The organism is Brevibacterium metallidurans (assembly GCF_037101285.1).
GTDB lineage: Bacteria > Actinomycetota > Actinomycetes > Actinomycetales > Brevibacteriaceae > Brevibacterium > Brevibacterium metallidurans.
On record NZ_BAAAAF010000010.1, the window covers coordinates 1 to 23,002 of the forward strand.

At 67.6% G+C, this 23,002-nt stretch carries 24 protein-coding genes and 2 pseudogenes; 11 read left to right on the top strand and 15 right to left on the bottom strand.

What is annotated here, in order from left to right; all coding sequences use genetic code 11:
* Together AACX88_RS17675 and AACX88_RS12270 are read left to right on the top strand one after the other, a co-directional pair.
* Positions 1 to 120 (top strand): annotated as a pseudogene (locus AACX88_RS17675) (IS30 family transposase); the annotation flags it as partial.
* A gap of 295 nt (positions 121 to 415) precedes the next feature.
* A complete protein-coding gene (locus AACX88_RS12270; RefSeq protein ID WP_339393229.1) occupies positions 416 to 1,555 on the top strand; it encodes a hypothetical protein in 1,140 nt (379 codons plus the stop codon).
* An 87-nt stretch (positions 1,556 to 1,642) separates the two neighbouring features.
* On the opposite strand, the gene AACX88_RS12275 is transcribed toward AACX88_RS12270, so the two are convergent.
* The 3 genes from AACX88_RS12275 to AACX88_RS12285 form a co-directional block, all read right to left on the bottom strand.
* On the bottom strand, positions 1,643 to 3,217 hold the full coding sequence (locus AACX88_RS12275) for a SpoIID/LytB domain-containing protein (RefSeq protein WP_339393230.1): 1,575 nt from the start codon (positions 3,215 to 3,217) through the stop codon (positions 1,643 to 1,645).
* A gap of 109 nt (positions 3,218 to 3,326) precedes the next feature.
* Entirely contained in the window at positions 3,327 to 3,860 is a 534-nt protein-coding gene (locus tag AACX88_RS12280; RefSeq protein WP_339393231.1) for a type 1 glutamine amidotransferase domain-containing protein, read from the bottom strand.
* 149 nt (positions 3,861 to 4,009) lie between these two features.
* Positions 4,010 to 4,591, bottom strand: coding sequence for a TetR/AcrR family transcriptional regulator (locus tag AACX88_RS12285; protein ID WP_339393232.1), 582 nt, complete (start codon positions 4,589 to 4,591; stop codon positions 4,010 to 4,012).
* 58 nt (positions 4,592 to 4,649) lie between these two features.
* Between AACX88_RS12285 and AACX88_RS12290 the strand changes: the two genes are divergently transcribed.
* Positions 4,650 to 5,213 carry a hypothetical protein gene (locus AACX88_RS12290; RefSeq protein WP_339393233.1) on the top strand — a complete coding sequence of 188 codons (564 nt, stop codon included), beginning with the start codon at positions 4,650 to 4,652 and terminating at the stop codon, positions 5,211 to 5,213.
* Between the two features lie 28 nt (positions 5,214 to 5,241).
* Here AACX88_RS12290 and AACX88_RS12295 read toward each other — a convergent pair whose 3' ends face one another.
* On the bottom strand, positions 5,242 to 6,201 hold the full coding sequence (locus tag AACX88_RS12295) for an NADP-dependent oxidoreductase (RefSeq protein ID WP_339393234.1): 960 nt from the start codon (positions 6,199 to 6,201) through the stop codon (positions 5,242 to 5,244).
* 236 nt (positions 6,202 to 6,437) lie between these two features.
* On the opposite strand from AACX88_RS12295, the gene AACX88_RS12300 reads away from it, so the two are divergent.
* From AACX88_RS12300 to AACX88_RS12310, 3 genes are all read left to right on the top strand, one after another.
* A complete protein-coding gene (locus AACX88_RS12300) occupies positions 6,438 to 6,854 on the top strand; it encodes a YciI family protein (protein WP_259801386.1) in 417 nt (138 codons plus the stop codon).
* 48 nt (positions 6,855 to 6,902) lie between these two features.
* A complete protein-coding gene (locus tag AACX88_RS12305; RefSeq protein WP_339393235.1) occupies positions 6,903 to 8,099 on the top strand; it encodes an RNA polymerase sigma factor in 1,197 nt (398 codons plus the stop codon).
* A 104-nt stretch (positions 8,100 to 8,203) separates the two neighbouring features.
* On the top strand, positions 8,204 to 8,875 hold the full coding sequence (locus AACX88_RS12310; protein ID WP_259801390.1) for a DNA alkylation repair protein: 672 nt from the start codon (positions 8,204 to 8,206) through the stop codon (positions 8,873 to 8,875).
* Between the two features lie 68 nt (positions 8,876 to 8,943).
* Here the strand turns inward: AACX88_RS12310 and AACX88_RS12315 are convergent, their stop codons facing one another.
* The 3 genes from AACX88_RS12315 to AACX88_RS12325 form a co-directional block, all read right to left on the bottom strand.
* Positions 8,944 to 9,291 (bottom strand): winged helix-turn-helix domain-containing protein, encoded by a 348-nt coding sequence (locus tag AACX88_RS12315; protein ID WP_259801392.1) that lies wholly within the window; start codon positions 9,289 to 9,291, stop codon positions 8,944 to 8,946.
* A 32-nt stretch (positions 9,292 to 9,323) separates the two neighbouring features.
* A complete protein-coding gene (locus tag AACX88_RS12320; protein ID WP_259801394.1) occupies positions 9,324 to 9,743 on the bottom strand; it encodes a hypothetical protein in 420 nt (139 codons plus the stop codon).
* A 104-nt stretch (positions 9,744 to 9,847) separates the two neighbouring features.
* Positions 9,848 to 10,297: a flavodoxin family protein gene (locus tag AACX88_RS12325; protein WP_259801396.1), complete on the bottom strand. Its 450-nt coding sequence runs from the start codon at positions 10,295 to 10,297 to the stop codon at positions 9,848 to 9,850.
* A gap of 63 nt (positions 10,298 to 10,360) precedes the next feature.
* Between AACX88_RS12325 and AACX88_RS12330 the strand changes: the two genes are divergently transcribed.
* The 3 genes from AACX88_RS12330 (at position 10,361) to AACX88_RS12340 (ending at position 12,456) form a co-directional block, all read left to right on the top strand.
* Positions 10,361 to 11,299: a Sir2 family NAD-dependent protein deacetylase gene (locus tag AACX88_RS12330; RefSeq protein ID WP_259801398.1), complete on the top strand. Its 939-nt coding sequence runs from the start codon at positions 10,361 to 10,363 to the stop codon at positions 11,297 to 11,299.
* Positions 11,296 to 11,874, top strand: coding sequence for a TIGR03085 family metal-binding protein (locus AACX88_RS12335; RefSeq protein ID WP_259801400.1), 579 nt, complete (start codon positions 11,296 to 11,298; stop codon positions 11,872 to 11,874). The genes AACX88_RS12330 and AACX88_RS12335 overlap by 4 nt, the downstream gene beginning before the upstream one ends.
* Positions 11,875 to 12,051: 177 nt before the next feature.
* Positions 12,052 to 12,456: a DUF4190 domain-containing protein gene (locus AACX88_RS12340; protein ID WP_339393237.1), complete on the top strand. Its 405-nt coding sequence runs from the start codon at positions 12,052 to 12,054 to the stop codon at positions 12,454 to 12,456.
* 10 nt (positions 12,457 to 12,466) lie between these two features.
* On the opposite strand, the gene AACX88_RS12345 is transcribed toward AACX88_RS12340, so the two are convergent.
* From AACX88_RS12345 to AACX88_RS12380, 8 genes and pseudogenes are all read right to left on the bottom strand, one after another.
* The gene (locus tag AACX88_RS12345) at positions 12,467 to 14,116 is read right to left on the bottom strand and encodes a polyamine aminopropyltransferase (protein ID WP_339393238.1); all 1,650 of its coding nucleotides are present in this window, start codon (positions 14,114 to 14,116) and stop codon (positions 12,467 to 12,469) included.
* 24 nt (positions 14,117 to 14,140) lie between these two features.
* Positions 14,141 to 14,566 (bottom strand): DUF350 domain-containing protein, encoded by a 426-nt coding sequence (locus AACX88_RS12350; RefSeq protein WP_259801404.1) that lies wholly within the window; start codon positions 14,564 to 14,566, stop codon positions 14,141 to 14,143.
* A gap of 96 nt (positions 14,567 to 14,662) precedes the next feature.
* Complete coding sequence (locus tag AACX88_RS12355) at positions 14,663 to 15,259, bottom strand: hypothetical protein (RefSeq protein WP_339393239.1); 597 nt, start codon at positions 15,257 to 15,259, stop codon at positions 14,663 to 14,665.
* The gene (locus tag AACX88_RS12360; protein ID WP_339393240.1) at positions 15,259 to 15,825 is read right to left on the bottom strand and encodes a DUF2617 family protein; all 567 of its coding nucleotides are present in this window, start codon (positions 15,823 to 15,825) and stop codon (positions 15,259 to 15,261) included. Before AACX88_RS12360 ends, AACX88_RS12355 begins: the two co-directional genes overlap by 1 nt.
* Positions 15,825 to 16,442 (bottom strand): DUF4178 domain-containing protein, encoded by a 618-nt coding sequence (locus AACX88_RS12365; RefSeq protein WP_339393241.1) that lies wholly within the window; start codon positions 16,440 to 16,442, stop codon positions 15,825 to 15,827. Before AACX88_RS12365 ends, AACX88_RS12360 begins: the two co-directional genes overlap by 1 nt.
* Before the next feature lie 715 nt (positions 16,443 to 17,157).
* A pseudogene (locus AACX88_RS17680) lies at positions 17,158 to 17,544 on the bottom strand (GNAT family N-acetyltransferase); the annotation flags it as partial.
* 75 nt (positions 17,545 to 17,619) lie between these two features.
* Positions 17,620 to 17,862: a hypothetical protein gene (locus AACX88_RS12375; protein ID WP_339393243.1), complete on the bottom strand. Its 243-nt coding sequence runs from the start codon at positions 17,860 to 17,862 to the stop codon at positions 17,620 to 17,622.
* On the bottom strand, positions 17,862 to 18,524 hold the full coding sequence (locus tag AACX88_RS12380; protein ID WP_339393244.1) for a DUF1707 SHOCT-like domain-containing protein: 663 nt from the start codon (positions 18,522 to 18,524) through the stop codon (positions 17,862 to 17,864). The genes AACX88_RS12375 and AACX88_RS12380 overlap by 1 nt, the downstream gene beginning before the upstream one ends.
* 77 nt (positions 18,525 to 18,601) lie before the next feature.
* Here AACX88_RS12380 and AACX88_RS12385 point away from each other — a divergent pair, with 77 nt between their 5' ends.
* Entirely contained in the window at positions 18,602 to 22,360 is a 3,759-nt protein-coding gene (locus tag AACX88_RS12385; RefSeq protein WP_339393245.1) for a DNA polymerase III subunit gamma and tau, read from the top strand.
* 5 nt (positions 22,361 to 22,365) lie between these two features.
* Positions 22,366 to 22,962 carry a recombination mediator RecR gene (gene recR / locus AACX88_RS12390; RefSeq protein ID WP_339393345.1) on the top strand — a complete coding sequence of 199 codons (597 nt, stop codon included), beginning with the start codon at positions 22,366 to 22,368 and terminating at the stop codon, positions 22,960 to 22,962.
* Positions 22,963 to 23,002: the final 40 nt, after the last annotated feature.

The following is a 23,002-nucleotide window of genomic DNA, read 5'->3' on the forward strand; positions in this document are numbered from 1 at the left end:
CTCACCACCATCGCCGAGGAGATCAACAATCGACCCCGCCGCCGACTGGGCTATCTCACGCCCACCGAGGCATTCGCTCGACTGCTCGCCGGCGAGCCCCATGTTGCTTCGACGCCTTGACATCGCCGTGTTCCTGTTAGCTCGTGTGAGCTGGCCAGAGAACTACTTCGACAGCTCTCGTAGAGTCACGCACTGGTTCTTAGACGCACCAATGAAGGTGGTGATCTGGAGGACAGTGCCCTATTTCCTGTGTGCGCTTCTCCTTGTTGCTCTTGCTGAGGCGTGGAAAATGAATACAACCGTCTCACTATGGACGTTTTTGACGGCTCATCTAGTCACAACTAATCTATATTCTATCGTGACTTCTGGGTCGAAGCGGGCAAGTTATTCGGCACAGTTTCTGTACTTCTTAGTCATGGCCATCATTCTTGCTGGTTTAACCTTTTTCGTATCTATTAATTCGAAATATGTTGTCTATTTCACTCCGGACGCCAGGGGAGTGGTTTTGGGAATCTGGACGGCGATATTCACCGGAATCGCATTCGCTGGATTTCAGGCTATTACGAATGCTGGTGGTTCTTCTGCGGGAGCAAACTCCACGCTTGGTGGTCTCAAGATTAAGGATTTTTATGTCGGCGCCGCAGCTGAGAGTGCATTGAGGCACAATGCAAATCTGCCGTTGATGCTGGCTGTGATTGAAGTAGAGTCAAGAAATCGTCCTACGCCATTACGGCGCATCGAATTGTGGCTATTTCGGGTCATGCCTGATGGTATCGGTCCGAAGAGTTTAGGGATTGCCCAGGCTGACGACTTTGAGAAATCTTTAAAATCTTCAGAGCGAGGAATGTCTGAAGATGGCCAAAATGTCTCGCTAGGTGAGGTTGATGTGAAGTCAATAGAACTGCTTGCGAAGAAACTGTCAGGGACTGCGGGTGAACAGTTCGGAGAGCGGCTTGGTCCGTTCGAAATTAAGTCGTACGCCAATAGGGTTAACAAAACTCCCCAATACCTGAGCGCCGTCGCACGAATCTACGACGGTATGCACGACGGAGAGTTCGGATTCATGCAGAATCTATCTCTGAAGCCCCAGCGTTCAACTGAAGACGACATGACGATGAATGACTCTGGAGTCGCGATCTCTGATGCAATTCCTATTGAAGAGTCGGAAACAATTCAAGATATAGAGCAATTCGATGCTAACGATTCTCCGATTGACAGTGGAGATGATTGGATCATATTAGAGGAAATAGAATTGATTGCACCGTGGGCTGTGCGTTACGGCGACAAAGTTTACGTTCAGATGAAAATTTCCGTTGATGCGATTCAGGAAGTTAAATTTGAAATGTTGGGTGATTTTGATGGTCGGTTCGTGGTGGATTGGTTGAAAGTTTCAAAAGAGCGCGAATGTTTCAAGCAGGGTCTTTTTGAGCTGAGTGCTAAAGGTGTCGGCTTGCGAGTGAGTCTATTAAGCGCCGATGGGGCTGTTTACGTCATGCCACCGCTTGAGTACTCCGCCGACCGTGACTTTAGCACCGTAGAAAGCAGTGACGGTTAGCTGATCGGTGGTGCAGTCTCCATATGTCTTGAACCCTGTTATTGAAGTTTGTGCGGTTGCGTCGACGTTCGGCGAGGTCTTTCGCAATCACCCCAGCGTGAACGACGCGGACTTGAGCTTCAGCGAGCTGCGCAGCTGCGCGCCCGTGCGCGTAGCAGTCTTGCCCTTCGTCGAGGTGGCCTTCGCGGATGTCACGAGCCCCGAGGACGAGCGGGTGAGGTCGACACGGGCGACGTCGGGCAGACCGAACGCCTTCGCCATCGCGGCCTGTGAGGGCTTCACCGTCCACGAGGCGTTCGGATTGCGGGCGGCCGCGGTCTTCGAGGCCGCATCGTCACGGGAGCGCAGGTAGGGGATGTCGCTGCCCCATACCTCGGCGGCGGAGTTCGTCTTCCCACCCGAGGACGAGGAGTACACGGCGTCGATGAGCCCGCCCTTGTACATGACGACCTTCGCGTTCCTCACACTCGCCCCCGACCCGGACTGCGTGTCCTGTACGGCCCGGCGCCACGGCCCGCTGTCCTTCGCGTTCTCATGCGCCCAGCCCTTGAAGTGCTGCGAGGTGACCTCGTCGTAGACGTTGCACGCGCACGCAGCTTTGAGCGGTCCGAGGTTGCGGTACGCGTACGTCCGGGCGGCGATCGCCTGCGCCTGGAGGGCCGCCGGCTTCCACGAGGTGGGCACCTCGGCGATGCCGGGCAGGTATTCGCTGTTCGTCCTCATGATGCCGAGCACGTTGAGTGCGTTCTTCAGCTGCCGGATCTCGATCCTCCCGTGCCGGTAGGTCCCCGTCGACCCGCTCTGCGCCTTGGAGACCGCGACCGTCGTCTTCTGCGACCCCGACCAGTACCGGGTGCCCTGCCATTCGACGGTCAGCCACGTCGACTCGTACGACTTCGACCCGACCTTCGCCCTGACTGTGCCTGCCGAGGTGCGCTCGACGGTGATCGTCGACCCCGACTCGATCGTCCTGCCGGAGACCTTGACGCGCAGCCTGCCCGCTGACGGGGTGAGCGTCACCGACTTCTGCCCGGCGAGCAGTTGGACGGTGATGTCCGCGTTCGCGTTCGACGCGGTCTGCGTCACCGTCGCGGGATTGTAGTAGTGCTCGAGGATCTGGGTGGCGCTCTTTCCCTGGGCAGCCATGCCCTGGGCGCCGTACTGGCTCATGCCGACCCCGTGCCCGAACCCCGAGCCCTTGAGCGTGAATGTCGACGGTGCCGTCGTCACTTGGACCTTTGCTCCCGATTTCGCCGTCCACGTGATGCGCCCGTTCTGGAAGTCCTGACGGGTCTCGGAGCCGGACCGGTACTCGTTGCTCGTCGGGTAGCCGAGCTTCCCGTTCTCCCATCCGGATTTCTGCCACGCGGAGCGGATGGCGCCCCACGTCGCCCGCGCCCCGGTCGCCTTCGTCCAGTGGATCGTGCCGGAGCGGAACGTCTGATAGCAGCCCTTGTCCTTGAGCGTGCATCGTTCGGGACCGACCGCGGGACCGAGCCGCCCCTTGTCTCCGCCGAGCGAGCGGTGCATCGACCCGATCGCCCCCTTCGTCGGATAGGCGGCCGCTGCCGGGGTCAGTGACCCGGTGAAGACGACGAGAACGGCGATGAGCAGGCAGGATACGAGGCCGGACGCAGTACGCCCGGGGGAAGAAGCACGCATGGCATGATCTTATGCGCACGTGTCAATACCAGCGGACAGACAGCAGGTGACGACGAGGCGAACTCCCCGGACCGCACCGATCCGGGGAGTTCGTCGATCGTGCTCAGTCTCAGCTGAGCTTCTCGGCGATCGCCTGGTTGAACGCGGCGAGATCGCCGGGGTTGCGGGAGGTGATGAGGTTGCCGTCGACGACCACCTCGGCGTCGGTCCATTCCGCCCCCGCGTTCTCGAGATCGACCTTCGTCGACTCGAACGAGGTGAGCGACCGACCCTTGGCCACGCCCGCCTCGGCGAGGATCCACGGGGCATGGCAGATCGCGGCCACCGGCTTGTCGGCGTCGAAGAACGCCTTGACGAACGCCACCGCGTCCCCGTCGGTGCGCAGGGTGTCGGCGTTGATCGTGCCGCCGGGCAGGACGAGGGCGTCGTAGTCGGCGGCGTTCGCCTCCGCGAGCGGCACATCGACGTCGAAGGTGTCCGCGTGGTCCCAATCGCCCTCCATCGCCTGGAGCGTGCCCTCGGAGGGGGAGATGAGCACCGTCGTCGCCCCGGCCTCGTCGAGGGCCGCGCGCGGGCTGGTCAGCTCGACCTGCTCGACGCCGCGGGTGAGGAGGAAGGCGATCGTCTTGTCTGAAACGGCCATGGTCGTTCTCCTTCGGATCTGCGAATTCGGATCTGCGAGTTCTCGGTTGCGCAATGACGGCAACGTGCATTGCCATATCAGAGTGCCATCGAATGCCCGCGATGTCGAGACCCCGGGAGGCCGGAGGGCCGTCTGTGCGTGGTGTGGGCTCAGTCCCCGAGGCCGACGATCGCCTGCGCCGAGGCGGCCACCGCGTCGTCGACCCAGGCCGGCACCTCACCGCCGATGAAGGGGCGGACGATGCCGTAGGGCGCCAAGCGGGTGCCCATCGACAGCAGCTCCCGGCGGTGCGGCGTCGGGTCGGGAAAGCGCCGGAGAAGCAGGTCGTCCATCGCCGCATCGATGTCGTCGTTGATGTGCGCCGCCTCGTCGCGCACGCCCGCTGGGCCCTCGGCGGCCAGCGTCGACTGCCGGTGGAGGAGCATCGAGCGGGCTGCGAGCGGATCGTCCCGGCAGAACGCGGAGACGTGCCGCGCCGAGGCGGCCACCGCCTCCCGCGGATCCGGCAGGCCGTACGCAGCGAGGAGTCCTGCGTGGAAGCGACCGATCGAGCGCAGCCACAGCCGGGCGAACACCTCGTCGCGGGAGGCGAAGCGGTGATAGATCGAGCCGGTCGGCCCACCGATCGCGGCCGCGACATCGGCGATCGTCGCCCGCGGGCCGTGCTCGGCGAGTGCCGACGCGGCCCCGTCGAGGATGTCGTCATCGGAGAAGCGCGCAGGTCTTGCCATGGCTCACCATCATAGCTAGTTTTAGAGCATGAGTTTTAGAACAAGAGATTTAAAACCGTTGACCGCCTCCCCGAACCCCTTGCCGAGGTGGGTGCGCGTCGCCGGGTGGGGGAGTCTGCTGCTGCCGCTGCCGAGCGTGGCCTGGCGCATCGCCATGCTCGCCGGACTCGACGTCGGGTTCGGGATGAGCAGTGAGTTCCGGTCCTCGGGCGAGGCGATCGGCTACGTCCTCGGCCTCGAGGTGCTCACCCTCGTCGTCGCCGTCCTCGGTTTCGGACTCATCCGGCCGTGGGGCGAGGTCGTGCCGGACTGGGTGCCCCGCCTCGGCGGGAGGACGATCCCGACCGGACTCGTCCTCATCGTCGGCGGCATCGGGTGCGCTGTGCTGCTCATCCTCATTGGCTCCGTGCTGGTGAAGTTCGTCCTCGTGTGGACGGGCGCCGAGGCGGGATGGACTCCCGACATCGGCATGAGTCCCGGTCAACGGACGCTGCTGCTGACCTGCTACATTCCGTTCTTCGCGTGGCCGCTCGCGATCGCCGCAGCCCTTATCGGCTATGGGCGCAGACGACTCGGGACCCGACGCAGCGGTGATGCTGCCGTGCGGGTCCCGGTCGCGTGAGTCCAGGCGCTGCCCGAGCAGGACGTCGTCAGCTGGTGAGGAAGGTCCGCTGCTCCTCGGTGAAGGGCTTCGGCGCCATCTTCAGCAGCACCTTGCCGATCGGGTGGCCGGCGCGGAGGAACCGGTAGGCGTCCTGGACCTCGGTGAGCGGGAAGACGCCGCCGATGGGCACGAAGACGTGACCGTAGGCGATCGCCTTGGCCAGCCACGCGAGGTCACCGCGCTGAGCGACGGCCTCGCCGGAGGTGTGGACGCCGAACTTCTCGGCGACCTCGGGGCCTGCGGCGATCGAGTTGATCCGATCAGCAGGCACACCGAGTCCGAGCAGCAGTGCGATCTCGTCCTCGCCGCGCGTCGAGTAGGCGGCCTGGATGCCGTTCGGGGCGGCCGCCCGCAGCCGGTCCTCGAGACCGTCGCCGTATTCGATCGCGTCGATGCCGAGCGCCCGGAGCAGCTGGAGGTTGTCCGCGCTCGCGGTGCCGATGACCCGGGCGCCGAGACCGAGGGCGAGCTGGGCGGCGATGATGCCGACCCCGCCTGAGGCACCGGAGACGAACACGGTCTCCCCGGCAGCAGGGGCGATGGCGCGGATGCCGGAGATCGCGGTGCGCCCGGCGATGTAGAGGCCGCCGGCGACATCGGTGCCCAGTCCCTTGGGGATCGCATCGAGGCGCTTCTCGGGGTCCTTGATGAGCAGGGTCTCGGCCTGCGAATGGTTGGGGTAGCCGCCGAAGACGAGCTGGCCGGGGGAGAAGTCCTCGACGCCCTCACCCACCTCGGCGACGATCCCGGAGAAGTCCATGCCCACACCCCGGGTGCCCTTCGCGGGCCCGAAGCCGCCGGAGAGGATCGTCAGGTCGACGGGATTGAGGCCGGCGTAGAGCACCTGCACCCTCACCTGCCCGGGCCCGGTCTCGGGAACCTCGACCTCGGCGGTATGGAGTTCGTCGATGTCTCCGTTGCGATCGAATTGGACGCGTGTGGTCATGGTGCGCTCCTCGCTGTCGATGTGAGGCGGTCGTGGGGCCGGCCGTCACTGGATCAACGACGGCGGCGGCCGCATTGTTCCATGGGTGCGGATGCTCTCACCAGTGCGGGGAGTGCGGGCAGGGATTATTCTGAGGAGGATCTCGCCGAGGATGTCGAGAATCCGATCACAGCTCCGTCTCAGGGGTGTCAGCGGCCACCACCCGGTGAGCGGCGGCACCGAACAAGGAGAATGTCATGGCCAAGTACCTCATGCTCAAGCACTACCGCGGGCACCCGGACTACATCGACTTCGTGCCGATGGACAAGTGGACTCCTGCGGAGATCGACGCCCACATGCAGTACATGAACGACTTCGCCGACCGACTGCGGGAGACCGGCGAGTTCGTCGATGCGCAGGCGCTCTCACCCGACGGCGTCTTCGTCCGTGCCGACGGTGCGGGCAGGCCCCCGGTCACCGACGGTCCGTTCCCTGAGACGAAGGACCTCATCGCCGGCTGGATGGCCATCGACGTCGAGTCCTATGACCGGGCTCTCGAGCTCGCCGCGGAACTCTCCGCGGCCCCCGGCTACCAGGGCAAGCCGATCAACGAATGGCTCGAACTGCGCCCCTTCCTCGACAACACGCCCGGCTCCGACGGCTGGGAGGGCTGAGGGGAACGGGTCACGATGAGCGGACAGCGGCGAGCGGGTTGATCGACGATGACGGCGGACGTCGACGAGGAGGCGCTGCGCGATCTCGTGCCCGCCGTCATCGGCGTCCTCTGCGCTCGGGGAGCGGAGTTCTCCGACGCCGAGGATGCCGTGCAGGAGGCGCTCATCGCCGCCCTGAGTGCGTGGTCGGCCTCGCCGCCCGATGATCCACGGGCCTGGCTGATCACGGTGGCCTGGCGCAGGCACCTCGACCTCGTTCGGTCACGGAGCGCCCGCACCGACCGTGAGTTCAGGGCGGCACGGGAAGAGCTCGGCCCCGCGGACGGGGCGGTCGCCTCGGCGAGGGAGGACACCCTCGACCTCTTCATCCTCTGCGCCCATCCCGATCTCAGCCCCGCCTCGGCGGTGGCCCTGACCCTGCGGGCCGTCGGGGGACTGACGACGACGCAGATCGCGGCGGCGTTCCTCGTCCCCGAAGCGACGATGGCGCAGCGGATCTCACGGGCCAAACGGGCGATCGCGGGCACCCGCCTCAACCGGCCCGGCGACCTCGGGGCGGTGCTCACGGTCCTCTACCTCGTCTTCAACGAGGGCTACACCGGTGAGATCGACCTCGCCGTCGAAGCCATCCGACTGACGCGGCGGCTCACCGACCTCACCGACGACGCCAAGGCGGCCGGCCTGCTCGCCCTCATGCTCATCCACCATGCGCGACGTCCGGCGCGGTTCGGGCCCGGTGGGCGTCTCGTGCCGCTTGCCGAACAGGATCGTCGGCTGTGGGACACGGACTCCATCGCCGAGGGCATCGGCCTCCTCCAGGCGGCGCTGGCTCGGGACCGCCTCGGCGAGTTCCAGGCGCAGGCGGCGATCGCCGCCGTCCATGCCGACGCACTGCGGTTCGAGGACACCGACTGGCCGCAGATCGTGAGCTGGTACGACGAACTGCTCGCCCTGCGCGAGAACCCGGTCGCGCGGCTGGCCCGGGCGGTCGCCGTGGGGGAGGCAGACGGTGCGCAGGCGGGGCTGGCGGACCTCGCGGACTGCGATGAGACGCTGCCGCGCTTCGACGCGGCCCATGCGCATCTGCGCGAACTCGCCGGGGACGACGCGGCGGCCGTGGAACTCTATGCGCAGGCGGCGGAGAAGGCGACGACAGTCGGCGAACGCGACCATCTCCTCCGGCAGGCGGCGCGGCTGAACGCCGGCGCTAGGTCAGGAGAGGGGCTCGGGCCGGTGGAAGGCTGAGGCTGCCGACGGCCCAGTCACGACGAACCCGGGCGCTATCATCGAGCCAGGCAGGAGCACGGGTAGGGGCCCGGGCAGCGGAGACCGAGATCGAGGGGGAATCAATGGTCGAGGCAACGGTGGAGAGCGTGACGGCGGCGCTCGCGGAACTCGAGGATCCCAAGGCGCGGGCGGTCAACGAGAAGCATGGGGATGACCACGGGGTCAATCTCACGAAGCTGCGGGCGATCGCGAAGGAGCTGAAGAAGAACGACGAGCTCGCCCTCGACCTCTGGGCGACCGGTGACACGGCGGCCCGACTCGTGGCGATCCTCATCATGCGGCCGAAGTCCTACGACGAGGACCAGCTCGATGCGATGCTCCGTGAATCCCGCGTGCCCAAGGTCCACGGCTGGCTGGTCAACTACATCGTCAAGAAGTCACCGCACGCCGAGGCGCTGCGACAGCGGTGGATGGCCGATCCCGATCCCGTCGTCGCCTCGGCCGGGTGGGCGCTGACCTCGGAGCGGGTGAACAGGTCGCCCGAGGGGCTCGACCTGCCGGGCCTCCTCGACGTCATCGAAGCGGAGATGAAGGACGCACCCGAGCGACTCCAATGGGCGATGAACGAGACGTTGGCCTCGATCGGCATCGAGAACCCCGACCTGCGCGACCGCGCGCTCGACATCGGCGAACGCCTCGAGGTCCTCAAGGACTATCCGACCCCGCCGAACTGCACCTCGCCGTTCGCGCCGATCTGGATCACCGAGATCGTCCGCCGCCGCGAGGAGGGCTGACACCCGCCCAGTGCGGATGCCAGCCCTCGTCTGCAGGCGATCTCCTGCATGTCCTTGCCCGTGGATCCTCAACCGCCGGCGATCTCCCGCAGGGCCTGGACGTGGCCGTCGAGGCGGCGGATCCCGTCCTTCGTGATCGAGACCCACGTGCGGGGTCGTTTGCCGACATAGCCCTTCGCGACGGAGACCAGCCCGGCCTTCTCGAGCGCGGTCACATGCCGTGAGAGCACGGAGTCGGAGATCCCGAGGGAATCGCGCAGCAGCTTGAACTCCGCGCGGTCCCGGTTCTTCAGGCTCGCGACGAGTCCGAGCCGGGTGGGATTGCCGAGGTCCGGATCGATCCGGGCCAGGGATTCGCCGAGGTGGGGGATCGTCTCATCCGCATCGTTGCTTGAAGCGGCTGGGGTGGCATTCATCATGACTCCTGTCTCACTCGTCCACCCTGGCCTCAGCGGCGCAGGCCGAGGAGGGCGAAGACCAGCGAGGCCACCCAGATGACTCCGGCCGCGGCGAAGGTCACCCACGAGCCCGGAGTCATCGAGTCGGCGACGACGCCGGCGATGAAGGCGAGGGCGGTGACCGGCAGCCACGTGACGAGGAGGAACGTCGAACGGCGGCTCCAGCTCAGCGCCGAGGTGAGGTAGACGGCGAACGCGGGGATCATCCACGCCGCAGCGGCGCCGAGGATGACGAGCTGCGTCGTCGGATCGTCGATGACGGCCATCGCGAAGAGGCCGATCGAGGCGGCGGCGCTGATGACGATGAGGAGGATGACGAGCGGCCATGCGTCGGTGCTGCGGGCCTGCTTCTGGGTCGAATCGATCTGCGCGAGGAGGTCGGTGGCTTGCTGCGGGGTGGGCGTGGTCATGGCTGCTCCTTCGGAGGGATCCTGGGAAAGCTCGCTTCCGGGGTGGAAGTGATTTCAGCCTAGCAACTACTTTCCAAATTGGAAAGTAGTTTCGCAAAACTTTCTCACAGTGCCGAAGCGGCCACCGTCGCCGCGAGGTCCGTGGCCGTCTCGAGGTCGGCCTCGGTGACCTCTCCCGTGCGGATGAGCGGGTCGAAGACGAGCGACCAGCCCAGCCCCGTCGTGATCTGACCCATCGCCGTCTCGGCCCCCGTCGTGTCATAGCCGCCGTGGATCCAATACGAGAACGGACGTCCCGCGGTCGGCTCGCGCACCGCGTAGTACGTGGTGTCGAAGAAGTGCTTGAGCGCCCCGGAGATGTAGCCGAAGTTCACCGTCGTCCCGAGCACATAGGCATCGGCGGCGAGCACATCGTCGACCGTGGCCTCAAGCGCCGGCCGGATGACAACATCGACCTCGCCGAGCTCGGGCAGACGCAGACCGGCCTCAGCCGCCTCGGCGATTCTCTTCGTGGCAGGTGACGGAGAGTGATGAACGAGCAGTACGCTGACCATGGGACCACCCTAGACCGTGGCCCTGGGAAGGGGTGGCGCGCACACGGCCGACCGGGGGAGCCCATGAGCGAGGAACCAGAGGAGACCATGGCAGTCATCGTCGATCCGCTGCGCGGCCGGACCCGGCCCGTGGCCAGCCACCCCGACGCCGAGATCATCGACGTCCTCACCGGGGACCACGACGCCTCCGACTGGGCGGTGCTCACCGGGGCAGGGATGAGCACGGATTCCGGGATCCCCGACTACCGCGGTCCCGACGCCGCCCCGCGGCAGCCGATGACGATCCAGACCTTCCTCTCCACCCCCGAACAGCGCGCCCGCTACTGGGCCCGGTCCTGGGTGGGCTGGCCCCGGATGCGGTGGGCGAAGCCGAACGCCGGACACCTCGCCCTGGCCTCCCTGCCGGTCGCGGGCATCATCACCCAGAACGTCGATGGCCTCCATCAGGCCGCCGCCGAGGAGGTCGGCAGTCCCAGCCCCGTCGTCGACCTCCACGGCAGCCTCGACCGGGTCGTGTGCCTGAGGAACGGCCACACCTTCGACCGCGACTGGGTGCAGGAGCAGCTCACCGAACTCAACCCGGACTTCGCGGCGCTGACCGGTCTCGACCCCATCGACGTCGAGACCGCCCCCGACGGCGACGTCGACCTCGAGGAGACCGCGCACTTCCGCGTCCTCGACTGTCCGATCTGCGGGGGACTGCTCAAACCCGACGTCGTCTACTTCGGCGACGCCGTCCCGCCGGCCCGGGTGGACGCGGCCAACCGGATCTGCGAGGCGGCCTCCGGGCTCGTCGTCCTCGGCTCCTCCCTCGCGGTGCTCTCGGGCCTGCGATTCGTCCGCGCCAGCGCCAAGGCCGGAAAGCCCGTCGTCATCGTCACCGACGGCCCCACCAGGGGCGATGATCTCGCAACCTATCGTTCGACCTCCCGCGTCGGGGACTTCCTCGCACAGTGGGCGTCCAGAGGAATCCAAGGCGACACTGAGAGACTGCTTCCATGACCAGTCTTGCTCGCACCGAACGACTGCGCCTCGTCGCCGCCGCCCGCGCCGCCGGTGAGGACGCCCCCACCCTCTGCGAAGGATGGACGACACGGGACCTCGCGACCCACCTCGTCATCCGCGAACGCGAACCCGTCGCCGCCCTCGGCATCGCACTGCCCGCGTTCGCCGGGCGCCTGGCGGACAAGGAACGCGACTACGCGTCGCTGCCGTATTCGGAGCTCCTCGGGCTCGTCGGCGCCCCACCGAAATGGACGCCCGGCGCCTGGCCCGGGGTGGGTGCGGTGATGAACACGACCGAATATCTCGTCCACCACGAGGACATCCGCCGCGCGCAGCTCGAATGGTTCCCCCGGCGGCTGAGCCGCAAGGACAACGAGACCGTGTGGGCGCAGTGCCGCATGGCGCTCGTGCCGGCAGCGGCGAAGGCGAAGGGACGCACCGAGATCGTCAGCCCGGGCTTCGGCCGCCACGGTGCCGGACGCGGGGAGACGACGACGGTGACCGGTGAGCCCGTGGAGATCCTGCTCTGGCTCCTCGGCCGGAAGGACCATGCCCTCGTCGACGTGCGCTGAGCGCAATGTGCGGTCGGCAGTGCGCTGTTGGCGGTGCACTGAGGGCAGTTCGGGGTTCGCAGTGCGCGGTCGGGGTGGGGTAAACCTCCGCCGAGGTCGATGGTTACGTCCATTCCGCTCGCTCGTGCCGATTCCTAGGCTGAGGGCATCAGCCGGATCACAGAGAAGGGCACGACGATGAGCACTCCACTCGCACCGCAGGGCAACCAGCACACAGGCCAGTCGCAGTTCGACCAGCCGCAGTTCGACCAGCACAGGGACCCGTACACCGGCCCGCAGCCGCTCTACGCACCGCAGACCCAGATGCAGGCTCGCACGAGCGAGGATCCCGGGAAGGTGCTCGGCATCATCTCGCTCGTCGCCACGCTCTCGACGTTCCTCGGCTTCAACTTCCTCGGCCCCGCCGTCGGCATCGTCACCGGCTACATGGCCCGCCGCGCCTCGAAGGAGGGCGGCTTCGGTGACAACGAGATGGGCAAATGGGGATTCATCCTGGGCATCGTCTTCATCGGCATCGCCGTCGTCGGTGCGATCCTCGGCATCTCGATCAGCGCGATCGCCGCGATGATGGGCTACTTCTGAGCGGTCCGGCTCAATAGCCGACCCACGCCCCGCGTTCCTGATCGAGGACGCGCGGGCGCAGGAGCGTCGAGGGTTCGACCTGGCCGACGGAGGCGCGGTTGCGGTCGGGAGGGAACGTCGTCGAGGCGGCGAGCACCTCGGCGGTGGCGAACTTCAGCCCCGACGGAGCGTCGGCGGGCATCGTCACGACGGGCCCGCCGTCCTTCGTCGTCGTCACGGCCGGGTCACCCGGAGCAGCGGCGAGGAAGTACCCCCAGTCGCCGAAGCTCGGCACATCGACGTGGTAGGGCGTGGTCGTCATTCCCGCCTCGGCGACGGCCTCCCCGATGCCCCAGTACGCGGCCGGGGCGAAGTACGGTGAGCCTGCCTGGACGACGAGGCGGGCGCCGGGGGCCATGACCTGGCGGATGAGCCCGTAGAACTCGATGCTGTAGAGCTTCGAGGTCGCGACGTCGTCAGGGTCGGGCAGGTCGGCGATGATCGCATCGTAGGCCGGGTGCTTGGCCTCCCGCAGCCAGGTGAACGCGTCGGCGGCGATCGTTCTCACCCGCGGATCGTCGAGCGAATCCTTGTTGAACTCCGTGAAGCGCTCCGAGGTGCGGGCGAGTTCGAGGATCCGGGGGTCGAGGTCGACGAGGGTGACCGATTCGACGTCGGGGTACTTGAGGATCTCCCGCACCGCGAGCCCATCCCCGCCGCCGAGGACGAGGACGTTGCGCTTCGAGCCGTTCATCAACGGTGTGACCAGTGATTCGTGATAGCGGTACTCGTCGGCCGAGGCGAACTGGAGGTCCCCGTTGAGGTAGAGGCGGGTGTCCCCGGTCAGCGGTGCCTCGGTGACGACGATCTCCTGATAGTCGGTGCGCTCGGAGATGACGATGGGGTCGCGGTAGAGGCGCTGCCGGGCGGTGACCTCGATGTCGTCGGTGAAGACCCAGACCACGGTGAGGCCTGAGACGATGAGGACGAGGAGGCCCGCGAGGATGACCTGCGTGCGACGGCGCACCTCGGCGCGGAAGAGCCACAGGACGATGAGGATGCCGACGACGGTGTTCGTGATCCCCACCGCGAGCGCCCCGCGGGTGAGCCCGAAGACGGGCAGGAGGACGAACGGGAACGCGAGCCCGCCGACGAGCCCGCCCACATAGTCGGCGGCGAAGAGGTCAGCGACCGCGCTCGAGGCCCGCTGGGCGCGGATGCGCTGGACGAGCTCCATGAGCAGGGGGATCTCCGCGCCGATGAGCGCGCCGATGACGAACGCGAGGGCGACCATCGCGACGGTGTAGACGTCGGCGAAGGCGAACGCGAGGTAGAGGAGGATGACGGAGAGACCGCCGATGACGCCCAGGGCCGCCTCGATGAGGGCGAAGGCGACGGCCGCGAAATGGGTCAGCCGCTTCGTCGCGAGCGACCCGATGCCCATCGCGAAGACCATGACGGCGAGCACGATCGAGGCCTGGACGATCGTGTCGCCGAGCAGGTACGAGCCCAGGGCGACGAGCGCGAGTTCGTAGACCATGCCGCAGCTCGCGCAGATGAAGACGGCGAGGAGGACGAAGAAGCGGGCGGGGCCGGGGCTGAGCGGAAGGGTCAGCGGCGCGCCCGCGGTCACAGCGCCGGAGTCGGTGGGCCCGGGGTCGGTGGGCACCGGCGCGGTCACAGTGCGAGGCTCACAGTGCGGGGCTCACAGCAGTGCGGCCGCCATGATGCCGGCGATGCCGATGTGGGCCGAGGCGTTGACCCACACCTCGGGGTGGAGCTGGTCGGAGTGGACGATGTCCCCGCGCTTGCCCGGGGTGAGCGCGTCGATGAGGAGGAAGCTCACGGCCATGAGCGCGATGCCGATGAGACCGAAGATCAGGGTGGTGAGGATGCCGGCGACGAGGTCGTCCGCGCTCGCCCGGATCGCGGCGATGACGATGATCGCGACGCCGATGAGGTCGGAGGCGACGAGGACCGCGGCATTGCGCGACTTCTGCTCCCAGAGGACGATGTGGAGTTTGCCGGGGGTGAGGAGGTCGACGACGAAGTAGCCGACGAACATGAGGACGACGCCGCTCACCGCGTAGGAGAGGACGACCCCGATCTCAATGAGGAGTTGTATCAACATGACTGCCTTTCCTGGTGCTGGTCGTCCGCCTGGTCATGTGCGCTCGGATTCTTCCGTGTGTTCGGGCCGCGCTGTGCGCTCGGGTCCTGTCATCGCTCATTTGCCCGATCCCGGTCCGCCGCCGCGGAAGCCCGAGCCGTCCCCGTAGTTCGAGCCGGTCCCGCCTCCTCCGCCGCCGAAGAAGAACGGGAAGAAGAAGAATCCGCCGCCGCCGGAACGGGAGGTGTCGCAGCCGACGTAGTCGTAGCTGTCGCCGTTCTTCTCGTAGTCGCCGGCGTTCGGGGCCGAGACGTACTGTCCGTTCTCGAGGTTGTAGTCCCCGCAGTCGGCATTGCCCGAACCGCCCGAGCAGCTCTGGATGAGCAGACCGATGAGGAGGAGGACGACGACGAGGGCGACGATCGTCCCACACCCGAACTTCCGACCCGACCGGCCCGAGCCGCCGCCCGGCCGACCGGGTCCGCCCGGGCCGCCGGGGCCGTTCGGTCCGCGCCCGCCGGGGCCGTTGTTCCACGGCCCACCCGGGCCTCCCGGTCCACCGGGGCCTCCTGGTCCTCCGGGGCGGCCCGGCCCTCCGGGACGGTTGCCGCCGGGGCCACCAGGTCTGCTGGGGCCGTTCGGTCCGCCTCGGCGATGTTCGGCGTCGAAGTCGAAGCTGCCGCCGCCCATCGAGACGTTCGGATCGTTCGACATCAGCGCTCACCCCTCGCCGAGGCGGCCGTGAGTTGGCTTCTGCTGTGGACGATCTCGTGGTGCTGGGGGTAGGCGTGCCACGTCTGCCAGGCCACGTCACCGGGACCCGCCGAGGTGAGCGCGAGTGCGGTGAGCGCATCCGGGTCGCCGGGGAACCCGACGAGGAGATGACGGTCGTGGGAGCGGACCGAGTCGAGCGCCTCGGCGAGGCGGGAGCGGAACGTCGCGGGATCGGCCGAGCGGTGGGCGCGGAACTCATGCCGGCTCAGCCCTGCCCAGACGCCGGTCGTGCTCACCGTCTCGTCCCACCGGGGAGCCTCGGTGGGGACGGTGGCACCGGTCTCGGGCAGGCACGCGAAGGTCTCGATGAGGAGGTCGCGGTCCGCCTCGGCGAGGACGACCTGGTGGGAGGACCCGATGACGTGGAGTTCGAGGCGCAGACCGGGCAGGGCGAGGTCGACGATCTCCGTGGCCAGGGGCGCGATGCGGGGACGGGACAGGGAGAAGCGGAGCTCTGCGGAGCTCGTGTCGGCGAAGGCGACGTCGAGGGGAAGGGCGAGGCTCATCAGCTGCTCGAGTAGATCGTGAAGGAGCCGACGGGGATCGACTCTCCCGTGCTCACTTCCCAGCGGCCGTGGTCGAAGCGCTCGAAGGCGAGCATCTTCCCGTTGGGGGCTTCGTAGTCGACGTAGTCGAGGCCGCCCTTCTCGTTCAGTCCTGTCGTGCCCTCGGAGCGGTAGGAGGCGGTGCCGTGCTCGACGATCTCATAGTCGGTGCCGTCGATCGTGATCGACTTGCTCGTCGGTTCGATGTCGAGGTCGGGGCGGTCGCGCCAGCGGGAGACCTGCAGGTCCGGGTCGTGTTCGACGGTCAGCCACAGGCGGGTCGCGGAGTCGTCGGACTGGAAGAAGTGCTCGGCCCAGTCGTAGCCGCCCTCGGAGATGCGCAGGGTGCCGCGGACGAAGAACTTCTCGTTGCCGAACTCGAGGAGGTCACCGGCCTTGATCTGGGCAGGGTCCCCGCCGGTGTTCTGATCGGCGGCGAACGGGTCGCGGGGAGTCGCAGGGGCCGCCTGGGCCTCCCTCTCCCGTTTCGCCTTCGCGGCCCGGCCGCGCACGATGAGGATCGTCACGAGCGCGACGACGACGAATACGACGATCATGATGATGACGTTGGAGGACACGGTAGCCTGCTTCGCTTCGTTGCCGGTGCGGTCACTGGTCAGTGTAGTCGAGAACGGGGCCTTCGAGGGCGGTCATCGTGTCCGCGACGACGAAGCCGAGGTCATCGTTGAGGGCAAGCATCGCTGTGTTGTCGACGGCGGTGTAGGTCTGCAGCCAGCGGGACCCGCCGGCTTCGGGAACATCGTGGAGTTGACGCATGTTCGCGACCTTGAGCGCACGGCCGATGCCCTGGCCGCGATGGGCGCGATCGACGAGGGTATCCTCCTGGATCGCGAACGTCGGATCGTGCCGGGAGACCATGATCTCCGTGTAGCCGACGGCAAGCGGCCCGGACTCGGCGCCGGATTCGGCCGTGTCGATCTGCGCCAGCGAACTCACGAGCACCCAGCCCTGCTCGTCCATCCGCTCCTCGTGCGTGCGGATCGCCGCGACGTCGGCATGGTGGTCCGGGCGGGTGAGGTCGCCCAAGGGGACGTCCTCGTCCATCTGCGTCCGCAGCCTCGCCCACGCCTCGACGAGGTCCTCCGGGCACATCCCGATCCACGAGGTGATCGTCCAGTCGGGGTCCGGTCGCACCGTCGTCGGGTCGGCCGGACCGACCGGCGGGGCGGGGGTGCGCGGGCGTTTGTACCGGTTCGCATCGGCGTCGAGGTAGGCGGGCAGGTCGAGGAGGAGACGCTGCTCCCGGTTGCCCACGTGCATGCCCCGCGCCTCGGCGAAGGCGATGCCCGCAGGCGTGTACGTCTCGGTCTGGACGACCTCGGCGGGGGAGTCGCGGAGGATCTGCTCGACCGCCTCGGCGAGGGCCGTGCCATGACCCCGACGTCGGTGCGGCGGGAGGACGGTGAGTTCGACGTCGGCGGGGGAGTCGGCGATGAGGGTGACCTCCGCGGCCGCGATGGGCTCCTCGCCGAGGCGGGCGATGAGCGCGATATCGGTCTTGTCCCGGCGGGGCAGGGCGAACTGGGTGAGCATCGCCGCCTCGCTCAGCCACCAGGGTGTGGTGCGGTCGGCACCGTAGCCCTCGCGCATGACCGCATGCCACTGCTTGAGGCCGCGGACATCGTCGGACGTCACACGGGTGATCCGGAGCTCGGCCATGGGAGCAGTGCATCACGCGCCGACCCGGTTTTTCAAGGTGTGCGATCGTCAGGGTCGCCGGTCCCGGCGTTCGGGTCAGCGCTTGGGATCCCCGCCGAGGTGGTCGTCCCCGTCGTCCTGGTCGGGTCCCTCGTCAGGGTCGTCGCGGGGGTCGCGGGGGCCGAGGTCGCGGTCGCGGTCGGGGTCGTGTTTGGGCAGGCGGGAGCCGATGTGCATGCCCGGTTTCGTCATCACCGTGTAGACGAGGAAGAACCCGACGGAGAAGACGACGATGATCGCGAGGGTGAGGAAGATGATCGCCCCGAGTCCGGGAGGCATCACTTGGCCATTCGCCGGCGATCGAAGTAGTTCGCGAAGCGGGCGCGGAACGAGCCCATGCCCACCGAGCCGCTGACGATGACGGTGGGGGCGCCGCCCGCAGGCACGGCACTGACGGCCGAGCGCACGCTGCCCCACGACTTCGAGAGCTCGGCGACGTCGACGCCCCAGTCGTCGGGGACCACGACGACGACGGTGCCGGCACCGGCGATGACGTCGATGTCGATGGTCTCCAGATCGGTCTCGACCTCGAGGAAGTTGAGTTCGATCGTCGACATCGAGGGTTCGCAGCGGATGTAGGGCGGGACGTTCCACCGGCCGCGGCGGTGCTCGGACTCCCAGCCGGCCCTGACGACGAGCGGGTCGATGGGGTTCCAGCCGCGGGCCTGCTGGGCGGGAGGCAGGTTGCGGACCACCTCGGCGCGCGGGCGGTAGCGGTCAGAGGGCAGGTCCGTGGTGAGGTCGGCGAGGACGGCGTCGAGGTCGACGGGATGCTTCGCCTTCTGCACGGCCTCCATGCGTTCGTCGAGTTCGTCGACGGTGATGCGGCCGTCGCCGGCGGCCTCGCGGAGTATCTCGATCGCCTCGTCGCGCTCCTTGTGGCCGATGCGGAACGTGCGGGCGGGATCGGAGTCCTCGGGTCGGGGGTCGGCGTCGCTCATACCGACTATCGTGCCCGAAACGAGTGTGCGGTCACAACGACCTGTGTCGTGTCAGAGGGTGGCATTAGGCTAGGGGCGTGTCCACCGCACTGTACAGACGATACCGCCCAGAGACCTTCGATGAGGTCATCGGTCAGGAGCATGTGACCGAGCCGCTCAAGGCCGCGATCGAACGTGGTCGCATCAACCATGCCTACCTGTTCTCCGGGCCCCGCGGCTGCGGCAAGACCACCTCGGCGCGCATCCTCGCCCGGTGCCTCAACTGTGAGAAGGGACCCACCCCGGTGCCCTGCGGGGAGTGCCCGAGCTGCCTCGACCTCGCCAACGGCGGACCTGGCTCGCTCGACGTCGTCGAGATCGACGCGGCCAGCCACAACGGCGTCGACGATGCCCGTGACCTGCGTGAACGCGCGATCTACGCGCCGGCCCGCGACCGTTACAAGGTGTTCATCCTCGACGAGGCGCACATGGTCACCTCGCAGGGCTTCAACGCTCTGCTCAAGATCGTCGAAGAGCCCCCGCCGCACATCAAGTTCATCTTCGCGACGACCGAACCCGAGAAGGTCATCGGCACGATCCGGTCGCGCACCCACCATTATCCGTTCCGGCTCGTCCCGCCCGAGGCGCTGGGCAACTACTTAGAAGAGCTGTGCCGTCGTGAGGACGTCCAGGTCGACAAGGGCGTGCTCCCGCTCGTCGTGCGCGCCGGCGGGGGATCGGTCCGCGACACCCTCTCCGTGCTCGATCAGCTCATCGCCGGTTCGGGTCCCGGCGGAGTCGACTACTCCACGGCTGTGGCCCTGCTCGGCTACACGCCGGATTCCCTGCTCAGCGACATCGTCGATGCGTTCTCCGCCGGCGACGGTGCCGGGGTCTACCGCGCGATCGAGCGGGTCATCGAATCGGGGCAGGATCCGCGGCGTTTCGTCGAGGACCTCCTCGAGCGGATGCGCGACCTCATCGTCATCCATGCCGCCCCCGAGGCGGCGCACGCCTTCCTGCCGGAAGTTCCCCCGGATCGCCTCGAGCGCCTCACCCTGCAGGCGCGCGGATTCGGTCAGGCCGAACTCTCCCGGGCCGCTGACATCCTCAATCAGGGGCTGACGGAGATGTCGGGGGCGACCTCGCCGAGGCTGCAGCTCGAACTCATCGCCGCCCGCATCCTCCTCCCCGCTTCGGGTCGCAGTCGCGATGCCGTGCTCAGCCGCGTCGAGCGGATGGAACGGCGCATCGGCATGTCCGCCTCCGGGTCGGGCGGCACGGTGCCCGCGCAGGCCGGTCCCGAGGCGACGGGGGCTGGGTCGACCGGTGCTGGGTCTATGGGCGCTGGGCAGACGGGTGCTGGTCAGGGCAGCGGCGCTGGTCAGGCCGGCGGTCAGCCTGGTGGTGGTCAGCACGGAGGCGCGGGTCAGCCTGCTGGTGCGGGGTCGCAGGGCTCGGCGCAGTCCGCGCAGTCCGGCGGGCAGTCGTCAGCCGCGGCACAGGCGCCGTCTGGTGGGCAGTCGTCGGCTCCCGATGACTTCGACGAACTCACCGCGATCGCGGCCGCCGCCGAATCGATGCTCAACGACACCCCTGCCGCAGAACCTCGCGGTGCTGCTCAGCCCGGCGGTCCGCAGCCGGGCGCAGGACAGCAGTCTGATGCACGTCAGCGGCCTGATGGCCGATCCGGTGGTGCCCAGCAGGGCGAGCCCTCGTCGCGCGAAACCTCCTCGCGCGATTCCCTGCCGCGCGAATCTCGGCCCGATTCCGAACCCGGCCCATCGCGGCACGATTCCTCGCAGCGAGAAGCCCGGCCTGCTCCCGAGCCCGACCGTTCTCAGCAGCAGGCCACCTCCGGACCAGAACGAGATTCTCGGCCCGCGGCAGACCCGCGACCGGAGACGGGCTCGGGGCCAGCACAGTCGTCCAGTCAGCGCTCGGATCAGCGCGGTGGCGATCGTGCCGACGGCAGCCGCAATCACGCTGACGGCCGCGCTCATAGTGCGGCTGGTGATCGTAACGGGGCACCGAATCAGACGCGCACCGAGGAATCGCCCTTGGCGCAGGCTGCGCAGCGCGGCAACGGGAACGGGTCGTCCGATTCCCGTGACCGCAGTACCGGACCTCAGACTTCGACCGCGGCTGACGAGCCCACCTCGGCGGCCGCACCGGCATCCTCTGCCTCACAGTCATCAGAAGGCACGGGCACCGGCAGCACGGACGGTGCAGGGGCCGGTGGCATCGGCGGAGAGATCGAAGCGATCCGCCGAGCCTGGCCGAACATCCTCGCCGCCGTCGAGAAGCGCAGCCGTCTGACCAGGGCGATCATCGCCGCAAATGCGATTCCGCAGTCGTTCTCCGACGGGGTCGTCTACCTCGGCTTCAACAATGCCGGGTCCGTGCAGGGCTTCCAGCAGCGGGACCATGCGGCGAAGCTTGCCATGGCGATCAACGACGTCCTCGGCATCGAGGCGCGCATCGACATCGGCGACGTCGGCCGCATCGGCGGCAACTCGGGCGGACCTGTGGCCTCTGGCGGTTCGGCACCCTCCAGTGGTCAGGGATCACCGGCGTCGCAACAGAATCGGGGACCCGGGTCGGACTTCCGCCGACCGAGTCCCGAAGAGGTCGCCGCGGTCGTCGGCACCCGAGAGGTCGACAAGCCGCAGGTTGATCGGGAGAAGTTCTGGGAGACCGGCGACGTACCCCAGGGGCCCTGGTCCTCCGACGACGAGGAGGGAGAAACAGGCCCTCGCCCCGAACCGGCGGACGATTCTGCCCTGACCGCCCCGACTCCCGATGAAACCGAGGTCGAAACCGACAGGGACGTTGCACAGGGCGTAGACGGCGAGGCTACGGGCGTCGATGGCGTGGCATCGAGCGTCCCCGATGCGGCCTCGAACGTTGAGGACGCGTCTGCACGCGAGGCCGTGCAGGCGGCGGCTGGCACTGAGCCAGTGGTCGCCGGCGACTCTGACGATGCCGGACCAGGCGTCGACGGCTCGGGAGCCGCCCACCGGAATGCGGATTCCGCCGCGTCGAGCGACGACGGCCTCGTCGTGCCCGACCTCTCCGATGAGGACTTCTTCGGACCGTCGACCGGAAGCGGCCACGCGACCACCTCCGAACCACCGGCATCGCAACGGGACGCCTCCGACTCGGTTCCAGCGCGTGATGCACAGTCGACAGATGCCGAGTCGGCGATGGGACAGCCGCCGCAGTCAGCTGACCCGGGGTCCGCGAGTGACGCATCGACACATCGCGCAGACGAGGTCGGCGACGAGCCGATGGAGTACGTCCAACCGCGGTGGGAAGAGCCCGTCTGGCATGACGCTCCGCAACAGTCCGACCCAATGGGCGGGGAGACGGATTCGACGAGCGCCGGCAGCGGCGCGGTCGACGTCGGCGCCGTCGTCGTCCCACCGCCCGAAGACGACGATCTCGACTACCTCGGCGCATATGCAGATCCCGACGCCGACTTCACCGGTCAGGGTGGTGCCGCACCCGGGGCAGGTCAGGCCGACGCCGCGCCGGGCAGCGATGGCGCGTCGAACCGGACGGGGAACCAGCCCTCAAGTCAGCCCGCAGGTGGTGGCGCGAAGCCGTTCAAATCGCGGTTCGCCGCGATCGCCGAACGCCACGGCATGGACACGGGAGCCTACTCGGCCCCGAGCGCGCCGCCGCGGAACCCGGCACCGGCACCCGCCTCGGCGAGTGAGGCCCCCGGTTCGGGACCGGTCGAGGACGAGTATGATCCGGAGACGGACCTCGACATCACCGACGCACCACAGGTCGGCGTCGCCGTGATCGCCAAGGTCCTCGGCGGAGAGATCATCGATGAAAGAGACGTATGAGCGCAGTGTATGAAGGTGCCCTCCAGGACCTCGTCGAGGAATTCGGCAAGCTCCCGGGCATCGGGCCGAAATCGGCCCAACGACTCGCGTTCCACATCCTCCAGGCCGATTCCGGTGATGTGAACGCGCTGGCTCAGGCTCTGAGCAACGTCAAGAAGCGTGTGCGCTTCTGCGAGATCTGCGGCAACGTCTCCGAAGAGGCCGAGTGCACCGTCTGTCAGGACCCGCGCCGCGACCGGACGATGATCTGCGTCGTCGAGGAGCCCAAGGACGTCGTTGCCATCGAACGCACCCGTGAGTACCGGGGTCTCTACCACGTCCTCGGTGGGGCGATCGACCCGATGGCCGGCATCGGCCCCGACAATCTGCGGATCAAGGAGCTCATGCCCCGCCTGCAGAATGGGGAAGTCGCCGAGATTGTCATCGCCACCGACCCCAACCTCGAAGGCGAGGCCACGGCAACGTACCTCGTGCGGCTGCTCAGCACCCTCGGGGTGACCGTCACCCGTCTGGCCTCCGGACTGCCGGTGGGCGGAGACCTCGAATACGCCGACGAGGTGACGCTCGGTCGGGCGTTCTCCGGTCGACGCGAGATCGACTGAGCGCAGATCTACCGAGCAGAGATCGACTGAGCACAGATCG

Coding starts and splice junctions, on each gene's coding strand:
- AACX88_RS12285 (WP_339393232.1), bottom strand. CDS start 4,591: ATGGCAAGACCTGCGCGCTTCTCCGATGACGACATCCTCGACGGGGCC.
- AACX88_RS12275 (WP_339393230.1), bottom strand. CDS start 3,217: ATGCGTGCTTCTTCCCCCGGGCGTACTGCGTCCGGCCTCGTATCCTGC.
- AACX88_RS12340 (WP_339393237.1), top strand. CDS start 12,052: ATGAGCACTCCACTCGCACCGCAGGGCAACCAGCACACAGGCCAGTCG.
- AACX88_RS12375 (WP_339393243.1), bottom strand. CDS start 17,862: ATGCCTCCCGGACTCGGGGCGATCATCTTCCTCACCCTCGCGATCATC.
- AACX88_RS12335 (WP_259801400.1), top strand. CDS start 11,296: ATGACCAGTCTTGCTCGCACCGAACGACTGCGCCTCGTCGCCGCCGCC.
- AACX88_RS12300 (WP_259801386.1), top strand. CDS start 6,438: ATGGCCAAGTACCTCATGCTCAAGCACTACCGCGGGCACCCGGACTAC.
- AACX88_RS12315 (WP_259801392.1), bottom strand. CDS start 9,291: ATGAATGCCACCCCAGCCGCTTCAAGCAACGATGCGGATGAGACGATC.
- AACX88_RS12280 (WP_339393231.1), bottom strand. CDS start 3,860: ATGGCCGTTTCAGACAAGACGATCGCCTTCCTCCTCACCCGCGGCGTC.
- AACX88_RS12270 (WP_339393229.1), top strand. CDS start 416: ATGGCCATCATTCTTGCTGGTTTAACCTTTTTCGTATCTATTAATTCG.
- AACX88_RS12295 (WP_339393234.1), bottom strand. CDS start 6,201: ATGACCACACGCGTCCAATTCGATCGCAACGGAGACATCGACGAACTC.
- AACX88_RS12380 (WP_339393244.1), bottom strand. CDS start 18,524: ATGAGCGACGCCGACCCCCGACCCGAGGACTCCGATCCCGCCCGCACG.
- AACX88_RS12305 (WP_339393235.1), top strand. CDS start 6,903: ATGACGGCGGACGTCGACGAGGAGGCGCTGCGCGATCTCGTGCCCGCC.
- AACX88_RS12355 (WP_339393239.1), bottom strand. CDS start 15,259: ATGTCGAACGATCCGAACGTCTCGATGGGCGGCGGCAGCTTCGACTTC.
- AACX88_RS12330 (WP_259801398.1), top strand. CDS start 10,361: ATGAGCGAGGAACCAGAGGAGACCATGGCAGTCATCGTCGATCCGCTG.
- AACX88_RS12320 (WP_259801394.1), bottom strand. CDS start 9,743: ATGACCACGCCCACCCCGCAGCAAGCCACCGACCTCCTCGCGCAGATC.
- AACX88_RS12360 (WP_339393240.1), bottom strand. CDS start 15,825: ATGAGCCTCGCCCTTCCCCTCGACGTCGCCTTCGCCGACACGAGCTCC.
- AACX88_RS12325 (WP_259801396.1), bottom strand. CDS start 10,297: ATGGTCAGCGTACTGCTCGTTCATCACTCTCCGTCACCTGCCACGAAG.
- AACX88_RS12310 (WP_259801390.1), top strand. CDS start 8,204: ATGGTCGAGGCAACGGTGGAGAGCGTGACGGCGGCGCTCGCGGAACTC.
- AACX88_RS12350 (WP_259801404.1), bottom strand. CDS start 14,566: ATGTTGATACAACTCCTCATTGAGATCGGGGTCGTCCTCTCCTACGCG.